This is a genomic window from Sinomonas cellulolyticus (genome assembly GCF_014656475.1).
Lineage (GTDB): Bacteria > Actinomycetota > Actinomycetes > Actinomycetales > Micrococcaceae > Sinomonas > Sinomonas cellulolyticus.
Window position 1 is genome coordinate 340,714 of sequence record NZ_BNCM01000003.1, and the last position, 21,214, is coordinate 361,927.

General features: G+C 69.8%; 23 protein-coding genes and 1 other RNA gene. 1 reads left to right on the forward strand and 23 read right to left on the reverse strand.

Annotated elements, in window-relative coordinates:
• Window positions 1–9: 9 nt before the first annotated feature.
• From IE231_RS05620 to IE231_RS05730, 23 genes are all read right to left on the reverse strand, one after another.
• Window positions 10–927, reverse strand: a complete 918-nt coding sequence (locus IE231_RS05620) for an alkaline phosphatase family protein (RefSeq protein WP_229866510.1) — start codon at window positions 925–927, stop codon at window positions 10–12.
• 103 nt (window positions 928–1,030) lie between these two features.
• Window positions 1,031–1,399, reverse strand: a transfer-messenger RNA (tmRNA) gene (gene ssrA, locus IE231_RS05625).
• A gap of 149 nt (window positions 1,400–1,548) precedes the next feature.
• Window positions 1,549–2,868, reverse strand: coding sequence for a glycoside hydrolase family 3 N-terminal domain-containing protein (locus tag IE231_RS05630; protein WP_229866511.1), 1,320 nt, complete (start codon window positions 2,866–2,868; stop codon window positions 1,549–1,551).
• A 34-nt stretch (window positions 2,869–2,902) separates the two neighbouring features.
• A complete protein-coding gene (gene smpB, locus IE231_RS05635; RefSeq protein WP_189692943.1) occupies window positions 2,903–3,373 on the reverse strand; it encodes an SsrA-binding protein SmpB in 471 nt (156 codons plus the stop codon).
• A gap of 40 nt (window positions 3,374–3,413) precedes the next feature.
• On the reverse strand, window positions 3,414–4,886 hold the full coding sequence (locus IE231_RS05640; RefSeq protein ID WP_229866512.1) for a M23 family metallopeptidase: 1,473 nt from the start codon (window positions 4,884–4,886) through the stop codon (window positions 3,414–3,416).
• 22 nt (window positions 4,887–4,908) lie between these two features.
• Window positions 4,909–5,823 carry a permease-like cell division protein FtsX gene (gene ftsX / locus IE231_RS05645; RefSeq protein WP_189692944.1) on the reverse strand — a complete coding sequence of 305 codons (915 nt, stop codon included), beginning with the start codon at window positions 5,821–5,823 and terminating at the stop codon, window positions 4,909–4,911.
• Window positions 5,820–6,536 carry a cell division ATP-binding protein FtsE gene (gene ftsE, locus IE231_RS05650; RefSeq protein ID WP_189692945.1) on the reverse strand — a complete coding sequence of 239 codons (717 nt, stop codon included), beginning with the start codon at window positions 6,534–6,536 and terminating at the stop codon, window positions 5,820–5,822. Before ftsE ends, ftsX begins: the two co-directional genes overlap by 4 nt.
• A gap of 115 nt (window positions 6,537–6,651) precedes the next feature.
• Window positions 6,652–7,692 carry an alpha/beta fold hydrolase gene (locus IE231_RS05655; protein WP_189692946.1) on the reverse strand — a complete coding sequence of 347 codons (1,041 nt, stop codon included), beginning with the start codon at window positions 7,690–7,692 and terminating at the stop codon, window positions 6,652–6,654.
• Window positions 7,685–8,365, reverse strand: a complete 681-nt coding sequence (locus IE231_RS05660) for a TetR/AcrR family transcriptional regulator (protein ID WP_189692947.1) — start codon at window positions 8,363–8,365, stop codon at window positions 7,685–7,687. Before IE231_RS05660 ends, IE231_RS05655 begins: the two co-directional genes overlap by 8 nt.
• Window positions 8,362–9,930: an AMP-binding protein gene (locus IE231_RS05665; RefSeq protein ID WP_229866513.1), complete on the reverse strand. Its 1,569-nt coding sequence runs from the start codon at window positions 9,928–9,930 to the stop codon at window positions 8,362–8,364. Before IE231_RS05665 ends, IE231_RS05660 begins: the two co-directional genes overlap by 4 nt.
• Window positions 9,927–11,006, reverse strand: a complete 1,080-nt coding sequence (locus IE231_RS05670) for a branched-chain amino acid ABC transporter permease (protein ID WP_374189415.1) — start codon at window positions 11,004–11,006, stop codon at window positions 9,927–9,929. The genes IE231_RS05665 and IE231_RS05670 overlap by 4 nt, the downstream gene beginning before the upstream one ends.
• A gap of 50 nt (window positions 11,007–11,056) precedes the next feature.
• Complete coding sequence (locus tag IE231_RS05675; protein WP_189692948.1) at window positions 11,057–11,929, reverse strand: branched-chain amino acid ABC transporter permease; 873 nt, start codon at window positions 11,927–11,929, stop codon at window positions 11,057–11,059.
• A complete protein-coding gene (locus IE231_RS05680; protein ID WP_189692949.1) occupies window positions 11,926–12,714 on the reverse strand; it encodes an ABC transporter ATP-binding protein in 789 nt (262 codons plus the stop codon). The genes IE231_RS05675 and IE231_RS05680 overlap by 4 nt, the downstream gene beginning before the upstream one ends.
• Complete coding sequence (locus tag IE231_RS05685; protein WP_189692950.1) at window positions 12,711–13,478, reverse strand: ABC transporter ATP-binding protein; 768 nt, start codon at window positions 13,476–13,478, stop codon at window positions 12,711–12,713. Before IE231_RS05685 ends, IE231_RS05680 begins: the two co-directional genes overlap by 4 nt.
• A gap of 3 nt (window positions 13,479–13,481) precedes the next feature.
• Complete coding sequence (locus IE231_RS05690; protein ID WP_189692951.1) at window positions 13,482–14,681, reverse strand: substrate-binding domain-containing protein; 1,200 nt, start codon at window positions 14,679–14,681, stop codon at window positions 13,482–13,484.
• Between the two features lie 233 nt (window positions 14,682–14,914).
• Window positions 14,915–16,036, reverse strand: a complete 1,122-nt coding sequence (gene prfB / locus IE231_RS05695; RefSeq protein WP_189692952.1) for a peptide chain release factor 2 — start codon at window positions 16,034–16,036, stop codon at window positions 14,915–14,917.
• Window positions 16,037–16,093: 57 nt separating this feature from the next.
• Entirely contained in the window at window positions 16,094–16,576 is a 483-nt protein-coding gene (locus IE231_RS05700; protein ID WP_229866514.1) for a pilus assembly protein TadG-related protein, read from the reverse strand.
• The gene (locus IE231_RS05705; RefSeq protein WP_189692953.1) at window positions 16,573–16,965 is read right to left on the reverse strand and encodes a hypothetical protein; all 393 of its coding nucleotides are present in this window, start codon (window positions 16,963–16,965) and stop codon (window positions 16,573–16,575) included. Before IE231_RS05705 ends, IE231_RS05700 begins: the two co-directional genes overlap by 4 nt.
• Window positions 16,966–17,038: 73 nt before the next feature.
• Window positions 17,039–17,383: a TadE family protein gene (locus IE231_RS05710; RefSeq protein ID WP_306341558.1), complete on the reverse strand. Its 345-nt coding sequence runs from the start codon at window positions 17,381–17,383 to the stop codon at window positions 17,039–17,041.
• Between the two features lie 71 nt (window positions 17,384–17,454).
• Window positions 17,455–17,751 (reverse strand): hypothetical protein, encoded by a 297-nt coding sequence (locus IE231_RS05715; RefSeq protein WP_229866532.1) that lies wholly within the window; start codon window positions 17,749–17,751, stop codon window positions 17,455–17,457.
• A 48-nt stretch (window positions 17,752–17,799) separates the two neighbouring features.
• Entirely contained in the window at window positions 17,800–18,741 is a 942-nt protein-coding gene (locus IE231_RS05720) for a type II secretion system F family protein (RefSeq protein WP_229866515.1), read from the reverse strand.
• The gene (locus IE231_RS05725; RefSeq protein ID WP_189692954.1) at window positions 18,738–19,592 is read right to left on the reverse strand and encodes a type II secretion system F family protein; all 855 of its coding nucleotides are present in this window, start codon (window positions 19,590–19,592) and stop codon (window positions 18,738–18,740) included. Before IE231_RS05725 ends, IE231_RS05720 begins: the two co-directional genes overlap by 4 nt.
• A complete protein-coding gene (locus IE231_RS05730) occupies window positions 19,592–20,818 on the reverse strand; it encodes a TadA family conjugal transfer-associated ATPase (protein ID WP_189692955.1) in 1,227 nt (408 codons plus the stop codon). Before IE231_RS05730 ends, IE231_RS05725 begins: the two co-directional genes overlap by 1 nt.
• 103 nt (window positions 20,819–20,921) lie before the next feature.
• Here IE231_RS05730 and IE231_RS05735 point away from each other — a divergent pair, with 103 nt between their 5' ends.
• Window positions 20,922–21,143 carry a hypothetical protein gene (locus tag IE231_RS05735; protein ID WP_189692956.1) on the forward strand — a complete coding sequence of 74 codons (222 nt, stop codon included), beginning with the start codon at window positions 20,922–20,924 and terminating at the stop codon, window positions 21,141–21,143.
• Window positions 21,144–21,214 lie beyond the last annotated feature (71 nt).

Sequence of the window (21,214 nt, forward strand, 5' to 3'; positions counted from 1 at the left end):
TCCGAGCGCTCAATGCCAGACGTCGGTGACAGGCTCAGTGGCGGCGGCCTGAGCGAGGAGTGGCAGTCCCTCGGCCGCCTCGACGGTCGCGAGCAGACGGTAGTGATCGATCGGCTCGCTGTACTTTCCGGCCGTGACGTGTTCTCCGCTGAAAATGGTTGCGATGTGGTTCTGGAAGTGGCTGTCGTCCTCGTCCCACGTGACGATCAGGAGACTGTTGTGCGTGCGCGCCCACTTGGCGTAGGCATCGAGGTTGTCGCGGAGCCAGGTGTCGCCCTGGCTGACGCTGCCATTGTGCATGTCGTTGGCGAGGTTCGGCACCACGATGGAGACGGTCGGGAGCGTTGCGAAGTCGTGGGGAAACGCGCTGAAGGGCTGGCTCGAGGAGGCCGGCACCGCGGGGAAGTCGGTCCACGGGGCGTGCTTGCGGGCATAGTCGCCCGAGGAGCACCCTTGGTAGCCGGTGCTGGGCAGGCTCTCCGCGAAGCCGCCGAAGGTCATTCCCGCCTTGATGAGCTGGGATCCGAGGCTGTCTGCTCCGAAGGAGTGCGGGCAGGAGTCGTCGGTGACGCCCTGGGTGGAGCCGGAGAAGAGGGCGAGGTAGTTGGGTTCGCTCGGGTGTGCGACGCCGGTGGCCTGAGTGAAGAGGGCTCCGCCGGCCGCGAGGGAATTGATGTAGGGCGCGTCCGAGCGGCCCATCACATCGTCGAACGACTTGTTCTCCTCGACGACGATCACGATGTGGTCGGGCCGCGGAATCGCCCCCGGGGAGGCGCTGCGTGCGGCAGGAGTGCTCGAAGGCGCTGCTGCCGGCGTGCCGGCGGATCCCGTGCACCCGGTGAGCGCCACGGAGCAGAGGGCCGCCAAGAGCACTGGCACGCGCACCGCGGCCGCCAGGGCTGGCCTTCGGGGCCGCATGCCGTCCATGCCGCTACTCTCGTCCCATGTGCTGGCTTTGCACCCCCCGACACGCTGGGAACTCCGTGACAGAAAGAGCGCCCCCGGTCCGAGGACCGAGGGCGCTCACGCAGGGTGGAGATGGGGGGAATTGAACCCCCGTCCGGTGCGGCTTTGCCAGGTATTCTCCGGGCGCAGTGTGCGTTGGGATTTCTCGGCCCCAGCCATCATGCACACCAGTGGCTGACCCGGGCCCAGTCGCCTTGAAGTCCCAGCAGCCCCGACGACGAGGGCTGCCAGCAGTGGCTATCTAGATGACGCCAGGATCCGGGACGATAGCAATCCCGGGCTGACGGACTTGCTCGCTACTTAGGCAGCGAGGGCGAAGTCAGTGCGCTTAGAGTTGGCACTTATTGGTTTGCAGAGAGCGTTGACGAGATGACTCTGCATCCTCGGCCCGCTTCCCCTGTCTCGACCTACACCGTCGAAACCGATCATCCCCGTATGTGGTTGTCAAACCGCTCCGAGCCGCTACGCTCGGGCCCGGCAGCTGCGTGCACCGCCGGAGCACCCAGTATAGCGCGGGGGGCCGCTGCACTATTCCCGCCTCGCGGAGTTTCCCCCCGACACTGGCTGGGAGGTGCCTCTGGCTCACCGGGGCAGGAGCCCGGCCCTGTCCTTGGCCTCGAGCACGGCCAGGGCGGCCGCGTTGAGGGTACGGGCAAAGGCCGGATCGGAGCGCGCCCGGTCCACCATCCCCTGCCACAGACGCGGCGCGGTCTGGGCGTTGGTGCACAGCACCATGGTCCCGCCCGCCGCGAGGAACCCGACGCCCCGCTGCTCGGGGGCAGTGCTGGAAAGCTGCACGGCATCGCACACGTCGTCAGAGACGACGATCCCGCGGAACCCGAGGTCGCCGCGGAGCATCCCCCCGATGACCGTGGGCGAGAAGACGGCGTCGTTCTCAGGGTCAATCGCCGGGTAGCGCGCGTTGGAGATCATCATCCACTGGACGCCGGCGCGGACTGCGTCCGCGAAGGGCGCCACGTAGGGGTCGTGGCGGCCCGTGGTGCCGTCCGCGACGCCGGCGGCGGTGTCCGTGTTGGCGGTCACCCGGCCGAGGCCGGGGAAGTGCTTGGGGACCGCGGCGACCCCGGCGTCCGCCATGCCGTGGGCGAAGGCGATGCCATGGGCGGAAACGGTCTGGGGGCTGTACCCGAACTCGCGCTGGAAGCGGCCGATCGGCGCATTCTGGGGAGCGAAGGCCGCGGACGGCACGGTGTCCATGACGGGCGCGAGATTGACGTTCACCCCGGCCGCGGCCAGCTCCCTGCCCCAGGCTGCGGCCGACGCCCTGAGCGCACCGGCATCCATGGAGCCCTGGGCGAGGGCCGTGGGCATCTCGGAGAAGCCTGGACCCCGCAGGATCTGGACCTGGCCGCCCTCCTGGTCCGTCGCGACGAAGGGAGCAGCCCCGCCGGATCCCCGGACCGCTTCCCCCTTGAGCGCGGCGACGACGCCCGCCACAGCGTTCGCACCGGCAGTCGTCCGTCCCTTCAGGAAGACGTTGCCCACGTGCAGCCGCCCCACCGCATCTCGGACTGCGGCATCCGGCCCAGCCACGGGCGAGCCGACCATCATCACCTGGCCTGCCCGCTGTTCGAGGCTCATGGAGGCCAGGAGCGTCGCTGCGCGGCTGGCGGGCGCGGCGGAACCGGGCGCGGACGACGGCGCGGGGGCACCCGCCGTCGTGGCTGTCGCGGTGGCGCTGGGCGAGCCGCTCGGGCTCGCCGGCGCCGTCCCCGGGGTCACCCCGTCCGTAGGTGACTGGGAGGGGGAGGCTGGCGGCGCCGTCGTGCTCTCCCCCGTCTGCCCGAGGAGGCGTGGGAACGCAAGCGCGGCGACCGCTGCCAGGACTGCGACGATCCCAGCCGCCACGGCGGCCCAGATCCTCACCTTCTGCGCAGCCACGGAGCCTCCCGTTCCCTCGGTCCCCACGCGGTCCTCAGCGACGGTTGCGCGCCCTCAGCTCGCGGAGCGCCTCGCGCTTGTCCTGTGCCTCTCGCAGGGCCTGCCGCTTGTCGTAGTCCCGCTTGCCGCGGGCAAGCGCGATCTCGACCTTCGCACGGCCGTCGCTGAAGTACACCTGGAGCGGGACCACAGTGAGGCCGGACTCGTTGACCTTGTGCTCGATCTTGATCAGCTCGTCCCGGTGCAGGAGGAGCTTGCGCTTGCGCTTGGAAGGGTGGTTGGTCCACGAGCCCTGCGAGTACTCGGGGATGTTGACGGCCTCGAGCCAGAGCTCGCCCCTGTCGAAGTGGCAGAATCCCTCGGCGAGTGAGATATGTCCTTCGCGCAGGGACTTCACCTCGGTGCCCATGAGCACGAGGCCCGCTTCCCACGCGTCGATGATCTCGTAGTCGTGCCGGGCCTTTCGGTTGGTGGCCACGACCTTCCGGCCACTCTCTCTGGGCACGTCAGAACTCCTCGGGTTGCGGGGTTTGAATCAGGATAGTCTACAGCAGGCCCATCGGATCCACCGGGCTGCCGTTGAGCCAGGTCTCGAAGTGCGCGTGGCAGCCCGTGGAGTTGCCGGTGCTGCCCGAGTACGCGATGAGCTGGCCCTGGGCCACCGACTGTCCTACCGACACCTGCACGCTCGAGTTGTGGTAGTAGACCGTGGTGAGCGAGTTCCCGTTCACCACGCCGTGGGAGATCATGACCGTGTACCCGCCGCCGCCGTTCGTCCAGCCCGCGGTGGTCACGGTCCCGGCGGCGGGAGCGTAGACGGGCGTGCCGCAGGGCGCCCCGAAGTCGATGCCGGTGTGCATGTAGCCTCCGGTGCCGTAGAAGTCGATGGTGCCCGGCGGGGTTGCCCGCCATCCGTAGCCCGACGTGATCGGGATGCCGCGGAACGGATGGATGAGCCCCCAGGAGGACTGGGTGACCGCGGCGGCCTTCGCCTGCCGGGTTTCGGCTGCGGCCTGGTCGGCAGCCGCCTGAGCCGCCGCCTCAGCTGCCGCCCGCTCCTGCCCCGCCCTGATGGCCGCCTGGCGCGCCTCCTCCGCGCGCTGCGCCGCGATCCGCCGTTGCTCGGCCTCCCACGCCTCGCGCAGCTTCCGGTCCCGCTCGGCGATCTGCGCCGCGACCTGGTCCTGCTGCGCCTTGACGTCGGCGATCTGCTGCTGGATCGCGGGTCGCTGAGCCTCGAGCTCGCGGCTGAGCCGGCCGGTGTCGTCGACCAGCTTGTCCACGGCGGCCTTCTTCGCCGCGGCATCATCCCGGGCAGCCTGTTCCCTTGCGAGCGCCTCGTCCGCCTTCGCCTTGAGGTCCTTGATCTCCGCCTCGACGGCGTCGAGGCGCGCCTGTGAGTTCACATTCGCCGCGTTCTGCTGCGACAGCTGCTCGAGGGCGCTGTTCTGGCTCTCCATGACGGTGTCGGCGAGGTCAAGGGAGCCGGTCAGGGAGTCCTTGTCCCCCGAGCCGAGCATCACGCCGATGCTCGAGGGCACCCCGCCGGACATATAGGACTCGCTCGCGATCTCGCCGATGAGCTTCTTGGTGCTGTCCATCTTGCCGCGGTCTGCCTCGATCTGGGCGGTGATCTTCGCCTTGTTCTGCTGGGCGGCATCGACGCGCACGGCAAGGGCGTTGACCTCGTTCGTCGCCGTGGTCACCCTGCCCTGGGCGTCGAGGAGCGCCTGCTGGGCGCCGGGCAGCTGCGCCTGGTACGTGGCCAGATCCGCGGCCGTCTGCTGGATCTTCCCGTCGAGGAACTCGAGGGACTCCTTGACGTCCTGGGCGCGCTGCTCCAGCTGGGCCTTCTGGTCGTCGAGGTTGTCCGCTGTTGCCGCGGGGCCGCTGACGGCAGACCCGGTGACCGAGAGGCCGACCACGAGCGCGACCGTCGCCGAGAGGCCGACGGCGCGGCGGACCGCCGCGCGGACGTTCTGTGGCAGTGCGGCACGTGCCAACGGGGAGCTCATCATCTGTGGTTCGCCTCCTGCGCGCCTAGACCTTGAGGTACCGACGGAGGGTCAGCATCGAAGACACCCCTGCGAGGACCACGCCCAGGGCAATCAGCAGCGGTGCGAGCACGAGGGTCTGCGACGGCGAGATGAACGCGGTGCCCGGGTACTGGGCAGTGAGCATGTCGCCGAGGAAGAACTTGGCCACGGCCCACAGTGTGCCCGAGGCCAGCAGGGCACCGACCACCGCGGCGATCGTCCCCTCGAGCACGAACGGCAGCTGGATCATGAGCTTGGATGCTCCCACGAGCCGCATGATGCCCGTCTCGCGCCGTCGTGAGAACGCCGAGAGCCTGATGGTGGTGGCTATCAGCAGGATGGCGCAGACGATCATGATCCCTGCGATGACAATGGCCACGAGCGAGGCCGCGTTCATGACGGAGAAGAGCCTCTCGAGGACCTCCCGCTGGTCGCTCACGAGGCGCACGCCCGGGCGGGAGGAGAACGTCTCCGAGATGATCTGGTACTTCTGGGGGTCCTTGAGGTTGACCCGGAAGGATGCGGGCAGCTGGTCCGGGGTTACGGAGTCCACGATGGGCGAGTTGGCGAACTGGTCACGGTAGTGCTGGTACGCCTCCTGCTGCGACTCATAGTGGTAGTCGGCGACGTACTGGGAAACGGCGGGCGAGCTCAGGAGGCCTTCCAGAGCCGAGCGCTGGTCGTCGGTGACGGCGCCGGAGGCGCACCCGGGAGCACTCGAGGTGCCGTTGCACAGGAAGATGGCCACCTGGACGCGGTCGTACCAGTAGCCCTTCATCTGGTTGATCTGCAGCTGGAGCATGCCGGCTGCGCCGACGAACGTGAGCGATACGAAGGTCACGAGGATCACGGAGACGACCATGGTGAGGTTCCGGCGGAGGCCGCCGGCGATCTCCCCGAGGATGAAGGCGGCCCTCACGAGCGTTCCTCCTGACCGACCGCCGGGATCATCGCCGTGTACAGTGCCCTCGCCTCGTCGCGGACCACTTCTCCGTCCACGAGCTCGATCACCCGCTTGCGCATCGAATTGACGATGTCGGTATCGTGCGTGGCCATGACGACGGTGGTGCCGTTCTGGTTGATGCGGTCCAGGATGTGCATGATCCCCTGGCTCGTCGTGGGGTCCAGGTTGCCGGTGGGCTCGTCGGCGAGGAGGATCCCGGGCCGGTTCACGACGGCGCGGGCGATGGCAACGCGCTGCTGCTCACCTCCGGAGAGCTCATGCGGCATCCGGTGCTCCTTGCCGTCGAGCCCCACCATCTTGAGCACCTCCGGGACAGCGTCGCGGATGATCGCCCTGCTGCGGCCGATGACCTGCATCGCGAAGGCGACGTTGGCGAAGACGTTCTTCTGCGGCAGCAGGCGGAAGTCCTGGAACACGACGCCGATGCTGCGGCGGAGGCGGGGAACCCGCCAGCTCGGCAGCGACGCGACGTTCTGACCGGCCACGAAGACGGAGCCGCTCGTGGCGCGCTCCTCCCGCATGACGAGTCGGAGGAACGTGGACTTGCCCGAGCCGGACGCGCCCACGAGGAACGCGAACTCGCCCCGTTCGACCTCCAGGCTCACGGAATCGAGCGCGGGCCGGGCCTTGCGGTCATAGACCTTCGTGACATTCTCGAAGCGGATCATGGCTTTCGGGCCCGTCGGGACGCACGCGTCCGTCGCCCGGCGCACGGGCGGGTCTGGGGGGCAGATGGCGCCGGCTGCTCGACTATAACCACAGCCATCGGACGGCAGTCCGTTCTCAGCCCGGCGTGTCGGAGACCCGCTCCGGCGAGGCAGCCCGGACGGCGTGTGGCCCGTCCGTCCGCTCCCGCACCGCCTCGGCCACTGTGCGGGCAACGACGGCTGCACCTGGGTCCGCCATGATGATCGTGTAGTGGTTGGTGCCGGGCACATCGCGCACCTCGATGCCGGGGTACTCCCGGCGGGCCCGGTCGAGCGCCTCGTCCGGGTAAAGGCGTGCCGGGTCGTCGAGGAAGCCGCGCTCGGCGCGGAGCAGAACGGTTGGAACCCGCAGCCGCCCGAGGGCCCCGAGCAGCGCATCGCCCCCGTAGAGGTCCTCGTTGTCGCCGGCCACGGCGGCCAGGGCTGTGGAGGGACGCAGGTGGGGAGGCTCGCCGTCGAGGTCGTAGCGGATGTAGTCCTCGACGTCGGCGCCCCAAGTCCCCGCGAAGGCCGGGTGGGGACGCCAGTAGTCGAGGTACGCCTCGGCACTGGGGAACTCCATCGAGAGCCGCTGGATGGCCGGCCCCAGCAGTGCGTGCAGGGCCTCCTCGCGGCTCATCCCGGCGGGCAGCTCGAGCGGCAGTCCGCCGTCCACGAGGATGAGGCGGTCCACGAGCTCCGGGTGCCGGTCTGCGAGGACGAGCGAGACGAAGGCGCCCATCGAGTGGCCCAGGACGACGGCGGGCGCGTCGGAGGACGCACCGGCGGCGCGCAGGAGGGCGGCCATGTCATCGGCGTGCTGGGCCATTCCGAAGGGCCCGGGAAGCGCGTTGCTGCGGCCGCGCCCCCTCAGGTCTGGGGCGAGCAGCCGACGAGGCGCGTCGCCGGGAACCGCCGGGCCCGCGCCGTCGTGCCCCGCGCCGTCGTGCCCCGCCCCGTCGAGCAACGCCCGGGCGACCGGGGCCCAGGAACGATGGGAGGCGGTGATGCCGTGGATTGCGAGGACAAGCGGCCCCCCGTGATGGTCGGCCGGTATGGTGCGTGACCACTCGCCAGCACGCAGCCGGCCGCCTCTCACCTCGACGTCGAGGGTGCGGTAGGCAGGCATGTCAGTCATGGGAAGTGCCCTCTCTCGGTGTGCCCGCCTCCTGGCGGTCGGCGGGGGCGAGGCCCCGCCGGATGAAGTCCATGAGCGTGTCCAGCACGTGGTCGGGAATGTCCGTCGGCAGGGCTACTCCGTCCGCGTCTCCCCCGGCGTGTGCCGCATCCTCCGCGGCCCACAGGATGTAGCGCATGCCGAAGAGCTCGCCCATGCCCATGAGCGCCCATGCGGCCACTTCGGGGTCGATCGGCCGGATCTCCCCCGCAGCCTGCGCGGCGGTGAGTCCCTGCACGTAGCTGCGGACGATCCTCTCGTAGTGCCGCCGCTGGGCCGCTGGCGAGACGAACTCGGCCTGCCGGATGATCCGGTACAGGGCAGGGTGCTCGGCCGTGAACCGGAAGAAGGACCGGAACCCGGCCCGTTCTGCCTCGAGGCGGGACGGCGCGGCCCTGGCCGCCTCGGTCATCGCGCGCCGCACCCTTGCGTTGAGGTCGTCCACCACCTCGTCGAAGATCTCCTGCTTGCCCGCGAAGTACAGGTAGAAGGTGCCGAGGCCGATTCCCGCGCGCTCGGTGATCTTCACGATCGACGCATCGTGGTAGCCCGCGGAGGCGAAGACCTCCTCGGCCGCTGCCACGAGCCTGGACCGTGTCCGCGTGCCGCGGGCCGTCCGCGGCTGCGTGCTCATCGCCGCTCCTCGGCCGCGCGGGCCTGCCGCAGCCTCGACCTGGCGACCTTGTGCAGACCCGAGCGCGGGATGTGCTCGACCAGTTCGATGGTGCGGGGCACCTTGAAGTGCGCGAGGACGGCACGGAGATGCTCGGTGAGCTCCTCGGCGTCGGTCGCCGCGCCGTCGCGCACGACGACGAACGCGGCCCCCGCTTCACCCCACCGGTCGTCGGGCACGCCGATCACGGCGGCGTCGGCGACCGCCGGGTGGGCCAGGAGCGCCTGCTCGACCTCGGACGGCGAGACGTTCTCTCCGCCCGAGATGTAGATGTCCTTGAGCCGGTCCACGATCCGCAGGAACCCCTCCTCGTCGCGCTCGACGATGTCCCCCGTCCGCAGCCACCCGTCGGTGAGCACCTCAGCGGTAGCGGCCGGGTCGTCGAGGTATCCCGCGAACACCCCTGGACCACGCACCCACAGCTCGCCCCGACCGGGGCCTGCAACCTCATGGCCGGTTGCCGGGTCCGCGACAGCGACGTCGACGTGCGGGTACGGAGTGCCGGCCGATCCGACCCGCCGGAGCGCCTCCTCAGGGGCCAGGCAGAGCACGTTGGGGCCGGCCTCCGTGAGTCCGTAGCCCTGGGTGAGGGCAACGCCGCGCGCGTGCCATGTGCGCAGCAGCGGCGCGGGCATCGGCGCCCCGCCCACGACGGCGCGCGTGAGGCTCGTCAGATCGGCGTCGGCGAACCCGGGCTGTTGGGACAGCATGAGGTAGTGCGTGGGGACTCCCATCATGGTGGTCACACCGCGCAGCGCGATGAGCTTGAGGACGCGTGCGGCGTCGAAGCCCCGCTCGAGCACTACCGTTGCCCCCGTCCACCAGGCGAGGAGGGCCTGGATGTTCCAGCCGCCCACGTGGAACTGGGGCATCACGCACAGGACCACGTCGTCGCGCCCGATCTCCACGGTGCGCGAGAAGGAGAGGTTGGTCCAGAAGCAGTTCGCGTGGGTGAGGACGGCTGCCTTGGGCTGGCCGGAGGTGCCTGAGGTGAAGACCGCCAGGAGCGGGTCGTCATCGGCGACGGGGTGCCTCGGCAGCGCGTCGCCCAGCCGCGGCATCGTGCGCTCGATGCCCGTTCGGCCGGGCTCCGCCGTGGGCGGCGGGACCGGCAGCAGCGCGGTGGCCGCGGCGCCGAGTGCGGCATGCTCGGGCTCCACCACGAGCAGTGCCGGGTCGGCTATGCCCAGCTGTTCGGCGAGCTCGGCCGGGGCGAGCCTCCACGAGAGCGGGACGAGGGTCAGGCCGGCCTTGGCGCACGCGAAGAAGAGGACCACGTGGTCGGAACTGTTGCCGGTGAGGGTCGCGATCCGCAGCCCCGGGCCGTACCCGGCCGAGCGGAAGGCGTCGGCGAGCGCCGCCGCCCGCGAGTCGAGCTCGCGGTACGTGACGCTCACGCCGCGGTCGTCCACGGCGACCCTGTCCGGAGTGCTGCGGGCCCGGTCCGCGGTCCAGCGGCCGAGGGTGTGCAGGCCGTCAGGCGCTGCCATCGATGCCCGGCCGGTGCCGGGTGCCAGTTCGCTCATGCGTCCTCCAGGACCTTCTCGAGACGCTCGGCGGGCTCGGGCACGGGGCCAGCTCCCCGCCGTCGTGCGCGCAGCCGGCCCGCAGTGCCCGCGAGTCCGCCGGGCAGGAACAGCACCACCAGGATGAACAGCGTACCGAGGATGAACAGGGGCTCCGAGAGAGGGATGCGCAGCACCGGTGGGAGCTCCTTGATCGAAGGAGAGGCCGCGAGGGCCGCGAGGCGCTGGTCGAGGAGCGTGTAGAGGATTCCGCCGACAATCGCCCCCCAGCGCGAGCCGACGCCCCCGAGGACCACCATGACCAGGAGCGTGATGGTGAGGTCGGAGGACACCGAACGGGGCACCGCACCGGACTGGAGGAGCAGGTACAGCATCCCGGCGACCGCGGCGAGGGCGCTGCCCACGGTGAAGATGAGCAGCTTGGGCGCGAACGGGGAGAGGCCCAGGACCCGCACCCGCAGCTCGTTCTCGCGGACGGCCTCGGCGACGTGCCCAGCGCGGCTCGACTGGATCCAGAGGACCACCGCGTAGACGAGGACGAGCGCCACGAGCGCGAGCCAGTAGAGGTTCCGGGTGTTCACCACGCCGACGAGGCTGTCCGGCAGGTTCTGGGTCGCCAGGCTCAGCCCCTCATCGCCGCCCGTCGCGCCCCCGGGGTTGCGGCGCACGAGCACCGACCCGGCCTGCGCGAACGCGAGCGTGACCATGGCGAACGGGATCCCGCTTACGCGGAGGCTGATGCTGCCGACCACGAGGGCGAGGATGATCGCGAGCAGGAGGGCGAGCAGCGCCGCAGGCACCAGCGGGAGCCCGAGCTGGCCGAGGATCACGGCGAGCCCGTAGACGCCGGCGCCGAACGAGAGGGCGTGTCCGAACGAGAGCAGGCCCGCTGCACCGAGGAGGAGGTGGTAGCTCAGCGCCGCCGCCGCCATGGCGAAGCACAGCGCGAGCAGCTGGAGCGAGCCCGGCGTGTACGTGGGGCCGGGAAGGACGCCCGGGAGGTCGATCGCGAACAGCGGCAGGACGGCGAGGACGAGCAGTGCGGCGGCCCCGCCCGCCGCGCGCCCCCACGGCATGCGTGCCATGGCGCCGCGCGGAGCGGCCGCGCGCCGCGTTGCCCCGCGGCTCATGCCGCCGCTCCCATGAGTCCGCGTGGCCGCACGAGCAGCACGACGGCGAGCGCCAGCACCACGATGAAGTCCCCGATCCCGAAGTAGAAGTTGGCGAACTGCTGGAGGACAGCCACCCCGACGGAGGCGATGGCTGCACCCGTGAGGGAGCCGAGGCCTCCGATGACGGTGACGATGAACGCGAAGATGAGCAGCGATCCGCCGAGCAGCGGCGAGACGTAGCCGAAGTAGTGGCTCGCGAGCACTCCCCCGAGGCCGGCGGCGGCCCCGCCGATGGCGAACACGAGCGTGAAGGCCTTCCGCACATCGATGCCGAGCGCCGTGACCATGGCGCGGTTCTCGACTCCGGCGCGGATGATGAGCCCGTAGCGGGTGCGCTTGAGGAAGAGCACGAGGCCTGCGAGCACGGCGGCCGCGCAGATGATGGCGACGAAGCGGTCGTTGGGGACCTTCGCGCCGAGGACGTCGGTCGTGTCCTTAAACCAAGCCGGCCCGCCGATGTAGACGGCGTCCGTTCCCCAGATCCCGTCGAAGAGCGCGACGGTTGCGAGCCCGAGGCCGACGGTGACCAGGACCTGTTCGATGTGCCTGAGGTAGAGGGGGCGGATGAGGGCAAGTTCGGTGACCGCGGCGACGGCGGCACCGGCCCCGGCGCCCACCAGGAGGGAGAGCAGGAAGACCCACCACGAGTCAGCGCCCAGCCTGCGAGCAACCTCCCAGCCGAGGAACGCCCCCAGCGTGAGGAACGAGCCGTGGGCGAAGTTCAGCACGCCCATGAGCCCGTAGATCAGGGACAGTCCGGAGGCGACGAGGAAGTACAGCGCCCCCAGGCCCAGGCCCGTGACGGTGAGCAGGATGACGGTGCTCATAGGGCGCCTCCGTTTCCGGTCGCCGTGGCCGCGGACGACGGCGGGCGGTGCCGGACGCTGGGCCCGTCGCCCTCGTGCGGCTCGCCTCCCACTCCGAGGAGGCGGCGGGTGAGGGGCTCGTCGTCGAGCAGGCCGCGCGCACTGTCCGTCCGGTGGACCACGCGGCCGCCGGCCAGGACGATCGCCCCGGCGGCGAGCCTGCGCACCACGGCGAGGTTCTGCTCGACGAGGAGGATCGGCACGGTGGCCGCCGCGGCCTCGAGCGCCACGGCAACCTCCTGGACGACCTTGGGCGCAAGGCCCTTCGTCGGCTCGTCGACGAGGAGCACGCGGTTCTCGTTCAGGAGGGCCCGGGCGAGGGCCACCATCTGCTGCTGGCCGCCCGAGAGCGTCCCTGCTGGCTGCTGGGCACGGGCCACGAGGTCGGGGAAGAGGGACTCGACGAGCTCCCGCCGCTCGGGCGACGGCCTGCCGCGCACCGCGAGCTGGAGGTTCTCGGCGACCGTGAGCTTCGAGAAGACCTCGCGGTCCTCGGGCACGTAGCCCACCCCACGCTGGACGATGCGGTGCGTCGGCTCGGTGTCGATGCGCTCCCCCGCGAGCCGCACCCGGCCCGAGCGGCCGATCAGGCCGAGCACCGCCTTCACGGTGCTCGTCTTCCCCACGCCGTTGCGTCCGAGGAGTGCCGTCACGCCGCGGTCGGGCACGGTGAAGGCCACATCTTCGACGACCTGCTGGCCGCCCACATGGGCCCTGAGGCTCTCGATTTCCAGGATGTCGCTCACACAGGCTCCCCAAGGTAGGCGGCTTGGACGGTGTCGTCGGCCATGACGTCCTCGGGGGTGCCGATCGCGAGCAGCCGCCCGTGGTGCATCACGGCGACCCGGTCCACGAGTCCCAGGACCACGTCCATGTGGTGCTCCACCATGAGCACCGTGGTTCCCCGGTCCCGGTGGAGGCCCCGGATCACGTCGCTGAGCGCTCCGACGTCCCCGGAGCCGACGCCCGCCATGGGCTCGTCCAGCAGCACGACGCTCGGATCTGTGGCGAGCATCATGGCGATCTCCACCTTCCGCTTGTCTCCGTGCGAGAGCCCCTGCGCACGGTCCTCCTCCCGTCCGGCGAGCCCCACCTCGGCGAGGGTCTCGCGCGCCCGGCCAGTGGCGGCGTCGTGCGCCCGGGGGAACGTCAGCACCGACAGGCTTCCGCCGAGCCTCGACTGGGCCGCAAGCCGGACGTTCTCCAGGACCGTGAGGCCGCCGAACAGGCTCGACGTCTGGAAGGTCCGGCCCAGCCCGGCGCGGGCACGCCGGTGGACCGCGAGGTGGGTGACGTCGGCTCCATCGAGGAGCACGCGGCCGGCGGTGGGCCTGGCCAGTCCTGAGAGGACATTGAACAGGGTTGTCTTGCCGGCGCCGTTGGGGCCGATCACGCCGAGCATCTCACCGCGGGCGACCTCGAACGCGACGTCCGCCAGAATGCTCGCGCCTCCGATCGCGAGCCCGAGGCCCTCGACCGCGAGGGCGGGGTGCCCCGGGCTCGCAGCCATGCGTCAGCCCTTCTTCTCTGCGGGGGCCACGGCGTCGGCCGGAACGGTCTTGACCAGCTCCGGGGTCCACGCGCCGTCCTTCTGGACGAGCTTGGCCTGGTACATGGGCTGGAGGAGCACATGGTCGGAGGCGCGGACGGTCTCCTTGCCCTTGGGCGCGTCGAAGGAGTAGCCCTCGAGCCCCTTGACCATGTCATCGACGCTCGCGCCGGACTTGACGGCCTGGACGATCATCTGGCCGGCCACAAAGCCGTCCGGGGTGAAGAGGTCCGGCTTCTTGCCGGCCGCGGTGACGTCCTTGATCATCTCCTGCTCGACGGGGTTGTTCCCGCCTGCGCCGGGGAAGTAATGGCTGAGGAAGCTGATCTTGCCGCTCGCCGCGCCGTAGGCGGAGAACGTCGAGGCATCGCCAAGGCCGGTGACCACGGGGGCGGCGTCGAAGACGCCCTGCTGGGTGAGCGACTGCCACATGGCCCCGCTCGTCGCGCCCGCCCAGGCCACGAACGTCAGCGCCGGCTTCGCGTCGATGATCTGCCGCGCGAAGGGAGTGAACTCGGTGGCGTCCTCGGGGACGAGGACCTGCTCGACCGTAGCGCCCTTCGCGCCGAGAACGGCCTTCACGGCGGCGACGTTGCCCTGGCCGAACGCGTTGTTCTGCGCGAAGACGACGACTTTCTTGCCCTTCAGGTCCTCCACGAAGGTGCCGGCGGTGGCGACATCCTGCAGGGACTGGCGGCCGGAGCGGAAGGTGTACTTGTTGATGCCCTGGAGCGCGTCGGTCGCGGCCGGCCCGGAAATGTAGAGGACCTTGTTCTGCGCTGCCTGCTCGGCGAGCTTGAGCGCGACGCCGGAGACCACCGTACCGGCGAGGATCTTGTAGTCCTTGCCGATGAGGTCCTTGGCGATCGAGACGGCCTTGTCCGGGTCGCCTGCGTCGTCCTGGTACGTCAGGTTCAGGGTGGCATTGCCGACCTTGCCGGTGCCGCCAGTGGCGTACTTGATGCCGGCCTGGAGGCCTTCGTAGTAGGCCTCGCCGTAGGCCGCGAGCGGGCCCGTCTTGGAGTACACGATGCCGACGTTGACGGTCCGCGCGGCGTCGGAGGAGCCACCGCCCGAGGCGGTGGACGTACTCGGCGCGCAGCCCGTGGCGACGAGGCCGGTGGCCAGTGCCGCGGTGAGGAGGAACTTCTTTGTTGCCTTCACGCGAATGCCTTTCTCGCGGGTGCAGGAGCGGAAACATGAAAGGTGATTCAGGTCACAGAAAACGTACGACGGCGGGGGGCTGGCCGTCAAGGGGTTCGCGCCTGGCGCTCACGATCCCAGGACGTCGGGATGCCACCGCTGAGCCTCGCGGCCCATCGCTTGCGGTCGGTGCGGGACACAGAGAGGCCCGGCGCCCCCGAAGGTAGCGCCGGGCCTCTGACCGCCGGGAGTGTCTAGTTCTCGTTGGCCTCGTGCCGCTGGCCTGCCCGCCACCGGATGCCGGCGTCGATGAAGTCGTCGATGTCCCCGTCCAGCACGGCGGCCGTGTTGCCGACCTCGTGGTTGGTGCGGAGGTCCTTGACCATCTGGTAGGGGTTGAGCACGTAGGAGCGCATCTGGTCGCCCCACGAGGCCTTCACGTCTCCGGCGAGCGCCTTCTTCTCGGCGTCCTCCTGCTCCTTCTTCAGCAGCAGGAGCCGCGACTGGAGCACGCGCATGGCCGCGGCCCGGTTCTGGATCTGGGACTTCTCGTTCTGCATCGACACGACGATGCCCGTCGGCAGGTGCGTCAGGCGCACCGCGGAGTCTGTGGTGTTGACGGACTGGCCGCCGGGGCCCGACGAGCGGAACACGTCGACCCGGATCTCGTTGTCCGGGATCTCGATCGAGTCGGTCTGCTCGATGAGCGGGATGACCTCGACCGCGGCGAAGGACGTCTGCCTGCGGCCCTGGTTGTCGAACGGGCTGATGCGCACGAGGCGGTGGGTGCCGGCCTCGACCGAGAGTGTGCCGTAGGCGAAAGGGGCGTTGACCTCGAACGTGGCAGACTTCAGGCCCGCCTCTTCCGCGTACGAAGTGTCCATGACCTTGGTCGGGTAGCCGCGGCGTTCCGCCCAGCGGAGGTACATGCGCATGAGCATTTCGGCAAAGTCCGCGGCGTCGACACCGCCGGCGCCCGAGCGGATGGTGACCACTGCCTCTCGCTCGTCGTACTCGCCGTTCAGGAGCGTGACGACCTCGAGTTCCTCGAGGGACTTGCGGATCGAGGCGAGCTCCTTCTCGGCTTCGGTGAGCGAGTCGGCGTCGCCCTCCTCCTGGCCGAGCTCGACGAGCACCTCGAGGTCATCGATCCGCTCTCCCAGCTTCTCCACCCGTTCGAGCTCCGACTGCCGGTGCGAGAGGCGGGACGTCACCTGCTGGGCCTTCGACGGATCGTCCCACAGGTCCGGCGCGCCGGCGGCCTCGCTCAGCTCGCTGATCTCCTCCCGCAGTGCGTCGACGTCGGTCACCTGCTCGATGGAGGCGTGGGTGGCGCGCAGCGCGCGGATTTCTGCGGGAAAATCGATGTCAGCCATAACCATCCAAGGTTACGCCATGGACGTGATCCCCAACTTTCACGGCTTGCGGGAGGGTCACCGTACGAGCCGGGCCCGGGCATTGGCGGTTGCCTGGATGGGCACCCCATCGGGCAGGAGGAAGTTGGCGACCGGTATGCGAGCGACGGCCGCGAGGCTGACGGTCGCGGTCCTTCCATCCGGCGTCCCGGTCGCGGAGGTCACCGTGAGCGACTCGAAGCGGGCTAGCGCGCCGTCGCGCTCAAGGTAGGTGGCCACGACGCCGCGGACCCGGTCCGGCGCGAGGACAGCGGAGGGCGGGCCATCCGCGGAGTCTGTTTCCGCGATCCGGAAGCTGTCAGCGGCGGCCGCCGCCGCGCCGTCGGCCGCGGACAGTAGCTTGCGCTGCTCGATGTGCACGGCCGAGACCGCCATGACCGTGGTGGCCACGAGCAGGCAGAGCACAACGCAGCCGATGATCATCACCATCAGCTGGCCGGACTCGTCGCCCCGCACTGCCGGCCGCGCCCTGAGTGCGATGGCCCGCGCCGATGCCCTCACCTGAACCTCCCGACGATCTGCGTCGCCGCCGCTTCGACGCGGCCCACTGTCAACCCGAATCGGGGCTCGACCGGACTGAACGGCAGCGGGACATCGACCCGCACCACGGCGCGCACCGCGGCACCGGCCTGGAGGCATGGACTGCGGTCGCACGTGAGCTCGAGGCGTGCACTGTGGTCGGCGAGGCCGAAGTCTGCCATGGCTACCGCCACCGCAGCCTCCGCAGCCGCACTCGCGGCGCCGTCGTCCGTGGCTTGGGCAAACGACTTCACCGCGTGGTCAGCTGCTCCTGTCGCAGCGAACGAGGCGCCCTGCAGGGCCGCGACGGTGATGACGAAGTACACCACTGGCACGAGCAGGAGCACGCCCAGAAAGACGAACTCGACCACTGCACTCCCGGACTCACTGCTCGCCCCACTCCTTGCCAGGTGGCGGCAGGTGACCGAGATCCGACGAGCCCAGTCACTGGACCGGCGCATGACCGGCCGCCTCCATCTGTCCCGCCGGTCCGAGGAGTCCCACGACCGGCATCGGCGCCAGCACACGCACCTCGAGCGTGCGCAGCCCGGCGACGTCGGCGTGCCCGACCCGGATGTCCCTGGCATAGTCCGCGCCGACCGATGCAGTGATGAGCTCCTCGGCGCGCTGACGGGCGTCGGCGGCGGTACGGTCCGCGAGCGTGCCATAGCGCGCACCGGAGGCGGCAGCATCAACCAGCACGTTGCGCACGTGGAGCACGAGGCTGAGCTGGACGATCGACAGGGCGAGTGCCACGAGAAGGCCGCCCACCATGACGAAGTCCGCCACCGCGGATCCATTTTCGCCGCCCCTCGTGGGCCGGGCCGCCCACGAACCGCGGCTGAGGTCTCCGTCCACTCCTACTTGCTGACCCTGTTGATGGCCTGATTGAACAGGCCCTCAAGGGCGGGGCCCGCGACCGCGAGGAGGCCCATGACGAGCACGGCCGACATCAGGGTGATCATGACCCAGCCCGGCACGTCACCGCGGTCGCGGCCACCGCTCACCGCCCGGTTGCACATGTAGGCGGCAATGACGGCCGGCAGTCCGATGACCGTGACGACCAGCCGGCCGAGAGTGGCCCTCTGGAGCTGCCTCGTGCGCGGTGTCGACGTGTTGACGCGTCGGTGGTCTGCCTGTCGGTTCCTGGTGTACATAGTTCCCTCTCCCCCGATTGGGTGTGTAGCGATGTGATGGGTATGTGGTCAGAAGCCCAAAGTGATGGCTGCGACGCCTGGATAGACGGCGAAGACGACGGTGAGCGGAAGCACACCGAAGACCAGCGGCACCATCATGCCGATCTCCTTCTTGCCCGCCGCTTCCATGAGGTCGCGCTTCGCGAGGTCGCGCACGTCCTGGGCCTGGGCGCGGAGGACGTCTGCGAGAGGCGTGCCGCGCTCCACAGCAACGACCAGACCATCGACGAACCGCGTGATGGGCGCGAGGTCCACTCGGTCGGCCATGGCATGGAGCGCGTCCACGAGGGGCGTCCCTGACCGCGTGTCCGCGAGGGTGTGGGCGAATTCACGAGCCAGCTCGCCGCGGGAGACCTTGGAAGTACGGTCCAGAGCACCCGCGGCAGTTTCACCGGCGCCCACCGTCAGTGCCATCATGTCCGCCACCGCAGGGAATTCGCCCAGGATCCGCTGCTTGCGCTTGGCGATGGCAGAGCCGAGCACGTAGTCCCGCGCCATGAATCCGGCGCTCGTTGCCGCGAGGACCATGAGCGTCGCGAAGACCGGGTTGAGCCTGCCCGCCACTGCACCGGCCGCCGCAGCGAGTGCGGCGGCGACGAACGCGGCACCCGCCCAGAGCAGCTGCTCCGCACGGAAGTCGACAGGGCTCTTCGGCGAGCCGGCCCTCGCAAGCCGCCGCGCAAGCGCGGCATTGCCGAGATTGAGCCGACCAAGCGAGCCGGCGGCATCGCGCAGCAGCGGACGCAGGATCTGCTCGAGCGGACCGAACGGTGTGATGCCGGCCTGCTCGCTTGCAAGCAACCGGGAGCGCTTCTCTGCTGAACGCAGCTGCGGCGCGACCCTTTCACTGAACGTGGTCCGGCGCATCACGGGAAGCCTGACGAATGTGAGCCACAGCCCGATCCCGAGCAGCAGCCCCGCAAACGCGGCGACGGCACTCGTCCCGCTCACCTCAGCACCCGCTCTTCCTGCGGAAGCGCCCCGATGCGGAGCATGAGCCGGTAGCAGAACGCCGACACGGCGAGACCGGCTATCAGCACGACGAGACCCGCGGGGCGCGCGTACGCAGCCATGGCCTCGGGGCGGGTCGACATCAGCAGGAGCACGATCCATGGCGCCGCCACGGCCAACCGCGCCGCGTTGACGGTCCACGACTGACGTGCCTCGAGCTCGCTGCGCGTCCTGGCGCTCTCGCGGAGGAACTCCGACAGAGTTCCGAGGAGCCGGCCGAGGTCGGAACCGCCCACCTCCGTCGTGAGCCGCAGCGCCTCCACGATGCGATCGGCGACCGGATCGGAGAGCCGCTCCTTGAGGCGATCGAGGGCGACGCTGAAGCTGCCGCCGGAGCGGTAGTCCGCCGCGAACTCGAGGAACGTTCCTCGCAGCTGTTCGGGACCCTTGTATCCCAGTTGCATGAGTGCTTCGGGGAGGGAGAGGCCGGCACGTATGGCGGAGCGGATGTGGTCCACGACGTCTGGCCAGAGCTCGCGCATGACGGCGGCCCTGCGTTTTGCCTGCCAGCTCACGAGCGCCACTGGGAGTCCTGCAGCGAAGAGGCCAAAACACAGTCCCACAGGAGCTGCAGCGGTGACCGCATAGAACGCGAGGGCGACAAAGGCGCCGAGACCGAGGCTCGAAAGCACGAGCCCGCCCGGCGTGACACGTTGGATGCCAGCCTGGACGATGAGTTGCGCGAGGCGCCCGGGCCTGCGTTCCGTCTGCAACCGCTCAGGCAGCGGCCAGAAGGACCACCAGACGAGAAAGAGCCCTGCTCCGCCGAGGAGTCCGACAGCGGCCGCCATCAGGCGCTCGCCAAGAGCGGGAAGACGTCGATGCCCGCGCGCTCGAACTTCTCAAGAGCTGGAAGCCCGGTGGGGCTGGCCCGTAGCATACCGTCGCCGTCCACGGCGAAAACTGAAGACGTCTCGATGATGCCGTTCTCGACACGCTGGCCGAGCGCGAGGATTTCGGTCACCTGCCGCCTCCCGTTCGCGTGGCGGCTGCAGTGGACCACGAGGTCAATGCAGGCCGCCACGGTGGGCACAACGAAGGATGAGGAGATGTTGGCGCCAGCCAGAAGCGGCAGTGTGCACAGCTTCGTGACAGCATCGGCGGCGGAGTTGGCGTGCACGGTACACATCCCGGGAAGCCCGGAGTTCAAAGCGATCAGCATGTCCAGGCTTTCGGCTTCGCGGACCTCCCCGACCACAAGCCGGTCCGGACGCATGCGCAGCGCCTCCTTCACCAGACGGCGCATCGGGATCTCTCCGGTGCCCTCGAGGTTAGGCTGACGGCACTGAAGGCCTACAACGTCGCGGAGCGGGAACTGCAGCTCGAAGATCTCCTCGACTGTCACGACGCGCTCACGGGAGCCGATCGCTGCGCCCAAGCAGTTGAGCATGGTTGTCTTCCCGGCCTGGGTAGCCCCCGAGACCAGGATGTTGAGTCCGCCCGACACGGCTGCTGCGAGGAAGCGAGCCGCCTGCGGGGTGAGGGAACCGAGCTCAACGAGGTGGTCGAGACGGCTTGCCTTCACCACGAACTTCCGAATGTTCACGGCCCAGTGCCGGCGCGTCACGTCCGGGATGACCACGTGGAGGCGAGACCCGTCGGGCAGCGCAGCGTCCACAAAGGGGCTCGAGAGGTCCAACCGCCTCCCGGAGGATTTGAGCATCCGCTCGACGAGGTCCCTGACCTGCTGCTCTGTGAGGGTCACCCCCGTCAGCTCGGACTCGCCACCGCGGGCCACGAACACCTCGTGCGGAGCGTTGAGCCAGATCTCCTCGATGCTCGGATCATCGAGGAGCGGCTGGAGCGGTCCGAAACCGGCGACGGCGTCGAACAGGCTCTTGCGCGCGGCCTCAAGCGATCCCAACGGCGGGACAGCGCCGAGCAGTGCGCGCTCGTCATAGTCGACGACGGCGGCGTCCACGAGCCGACGTGTCTCGGTTGCCTCGAGCAGCGGATCGATACCGCGCAAACGGATAAGCTCGCGGATCTCAGCCTCGGCGAGACGCAGTGCCTCCACAGGATTCCCCCCTGGCGTGCTGCCCCCTACGGGCCCCCCGGCCCGGCAGCAAGCCCAGCCTAACGGATTCTGTAAACGTCGGGTGAATTGCAGGAGGCAGGCCATGGTGGACACGCTTCAGGAGCGGCCGCCGGCCACCTCCCGCGAGTTCGACAACGCCTACGCAGCCTCCTCATCGCAGCACACGTGGCGTGATTCAGTCGAAGCCCTCATTGCCGACTTCCGCCGTCGAAACTTCGAAGCGTCGTGCCTTGTCGAGTTCGCGGCGGGAACCCCGAGAGAGCTCATCCGGAAGACCAGTGCCCGCTCGCGCGGCGGCAACTGATGCCCCGGCGGAACATTCGACAAGTCCGGTGACGGGGTCGGGGCGCACGGCTGGGAAGGGCCGGCACTGCG

Coding starts and splice junctions, on each gene's coding strand:
- IE231_RS05670 (WP_374189415.1), bottom strand. CDS start 11,006: ATGCCGTGGGGGCGCGCGGCGGGCGGGGCCGCCGCACTGCTCGTCCTC.
- IE231_RS05685 (WP_189692950.1), bottom strand. CDS start 13,478: ATGGCTGCGAGCCCGGGGCACCCCGCCCTCGCGGTCGAGGGCCTCGGG.
- IE231_RS05735 (WP_189692956.1), top strand. CDS start 20,922: ATGGTGGACACGCTTCAGGAGCGGCCGCCGGCCACCTCCCGCGAGTTC.
- IE231_RS05675 (WP_189692948.1), bottom strand. CDS start 11,929: ATGAGCACCGTCATCCTGCTCACCGTCACGGGCCTGGGCCTGGGGGCG.
- IE231_RS05715 (WP_229866532.1), bottom strand. CDS start 17,751: ATGTACACCAGGAACCGACAGGCAGACCACCGACGCGTCAACACGTCG.
- IE231_RS05620 (WP_229866510.1), bottom strand. CDS start 927: ATGGACGGCATGCGGCCCCGAAGGCCAGCCCTGGCGGCCGCGGTGCGC.
- IE231_RS05660 (WP_189692947.1), bottom strand. CDS start 8,365: ATGAGCACGCAGCCGCGGACGGCCCGCGGCACGCGGACACGGTCCAGG.
- prfB (WP_189692952.1), bottom strand. CDS start 16,036: ATGGCTGACATCGATTTTCCCGCAGAAATCCGCGCGCTGCGCGCCACC.
- IE231_RS05655 (WP_189692946.1), bottom strand. CDS start 7,692: ATGACTGACATGCCTGCCTACCGCACCCTCGACGTCGAGGTGAGAGGC.
- IE231_RS05665 (WP_229866513.1), bottom strand. CDS start 9,930: ATGAGCGAACTGGCACCCGGCACCGGCCGGGCATCGATGGCAGCGCCT.
- ftsE (WP_189692945.1), bottom strand. CDS start 6,536: ATGATCCGCTTCGAGAATGTCACGAAGGTCTATGACCGCAAGGCCCGG.
- IE231_RS05640 (WP_229866512.1), bottom strand. CDS start 4,886: ATGATGAGCTCCCCGTTGGCACGTGCCGCACTGCCACAGAACGTCCGC.
- IE231_RS05725 (WP_189692954.1), bottom strand. CDS start 19,592: ATGGCGGCCGCTGTCGGACTCCTCGGCGGAGCAGGGCTCTTTCTCGTC.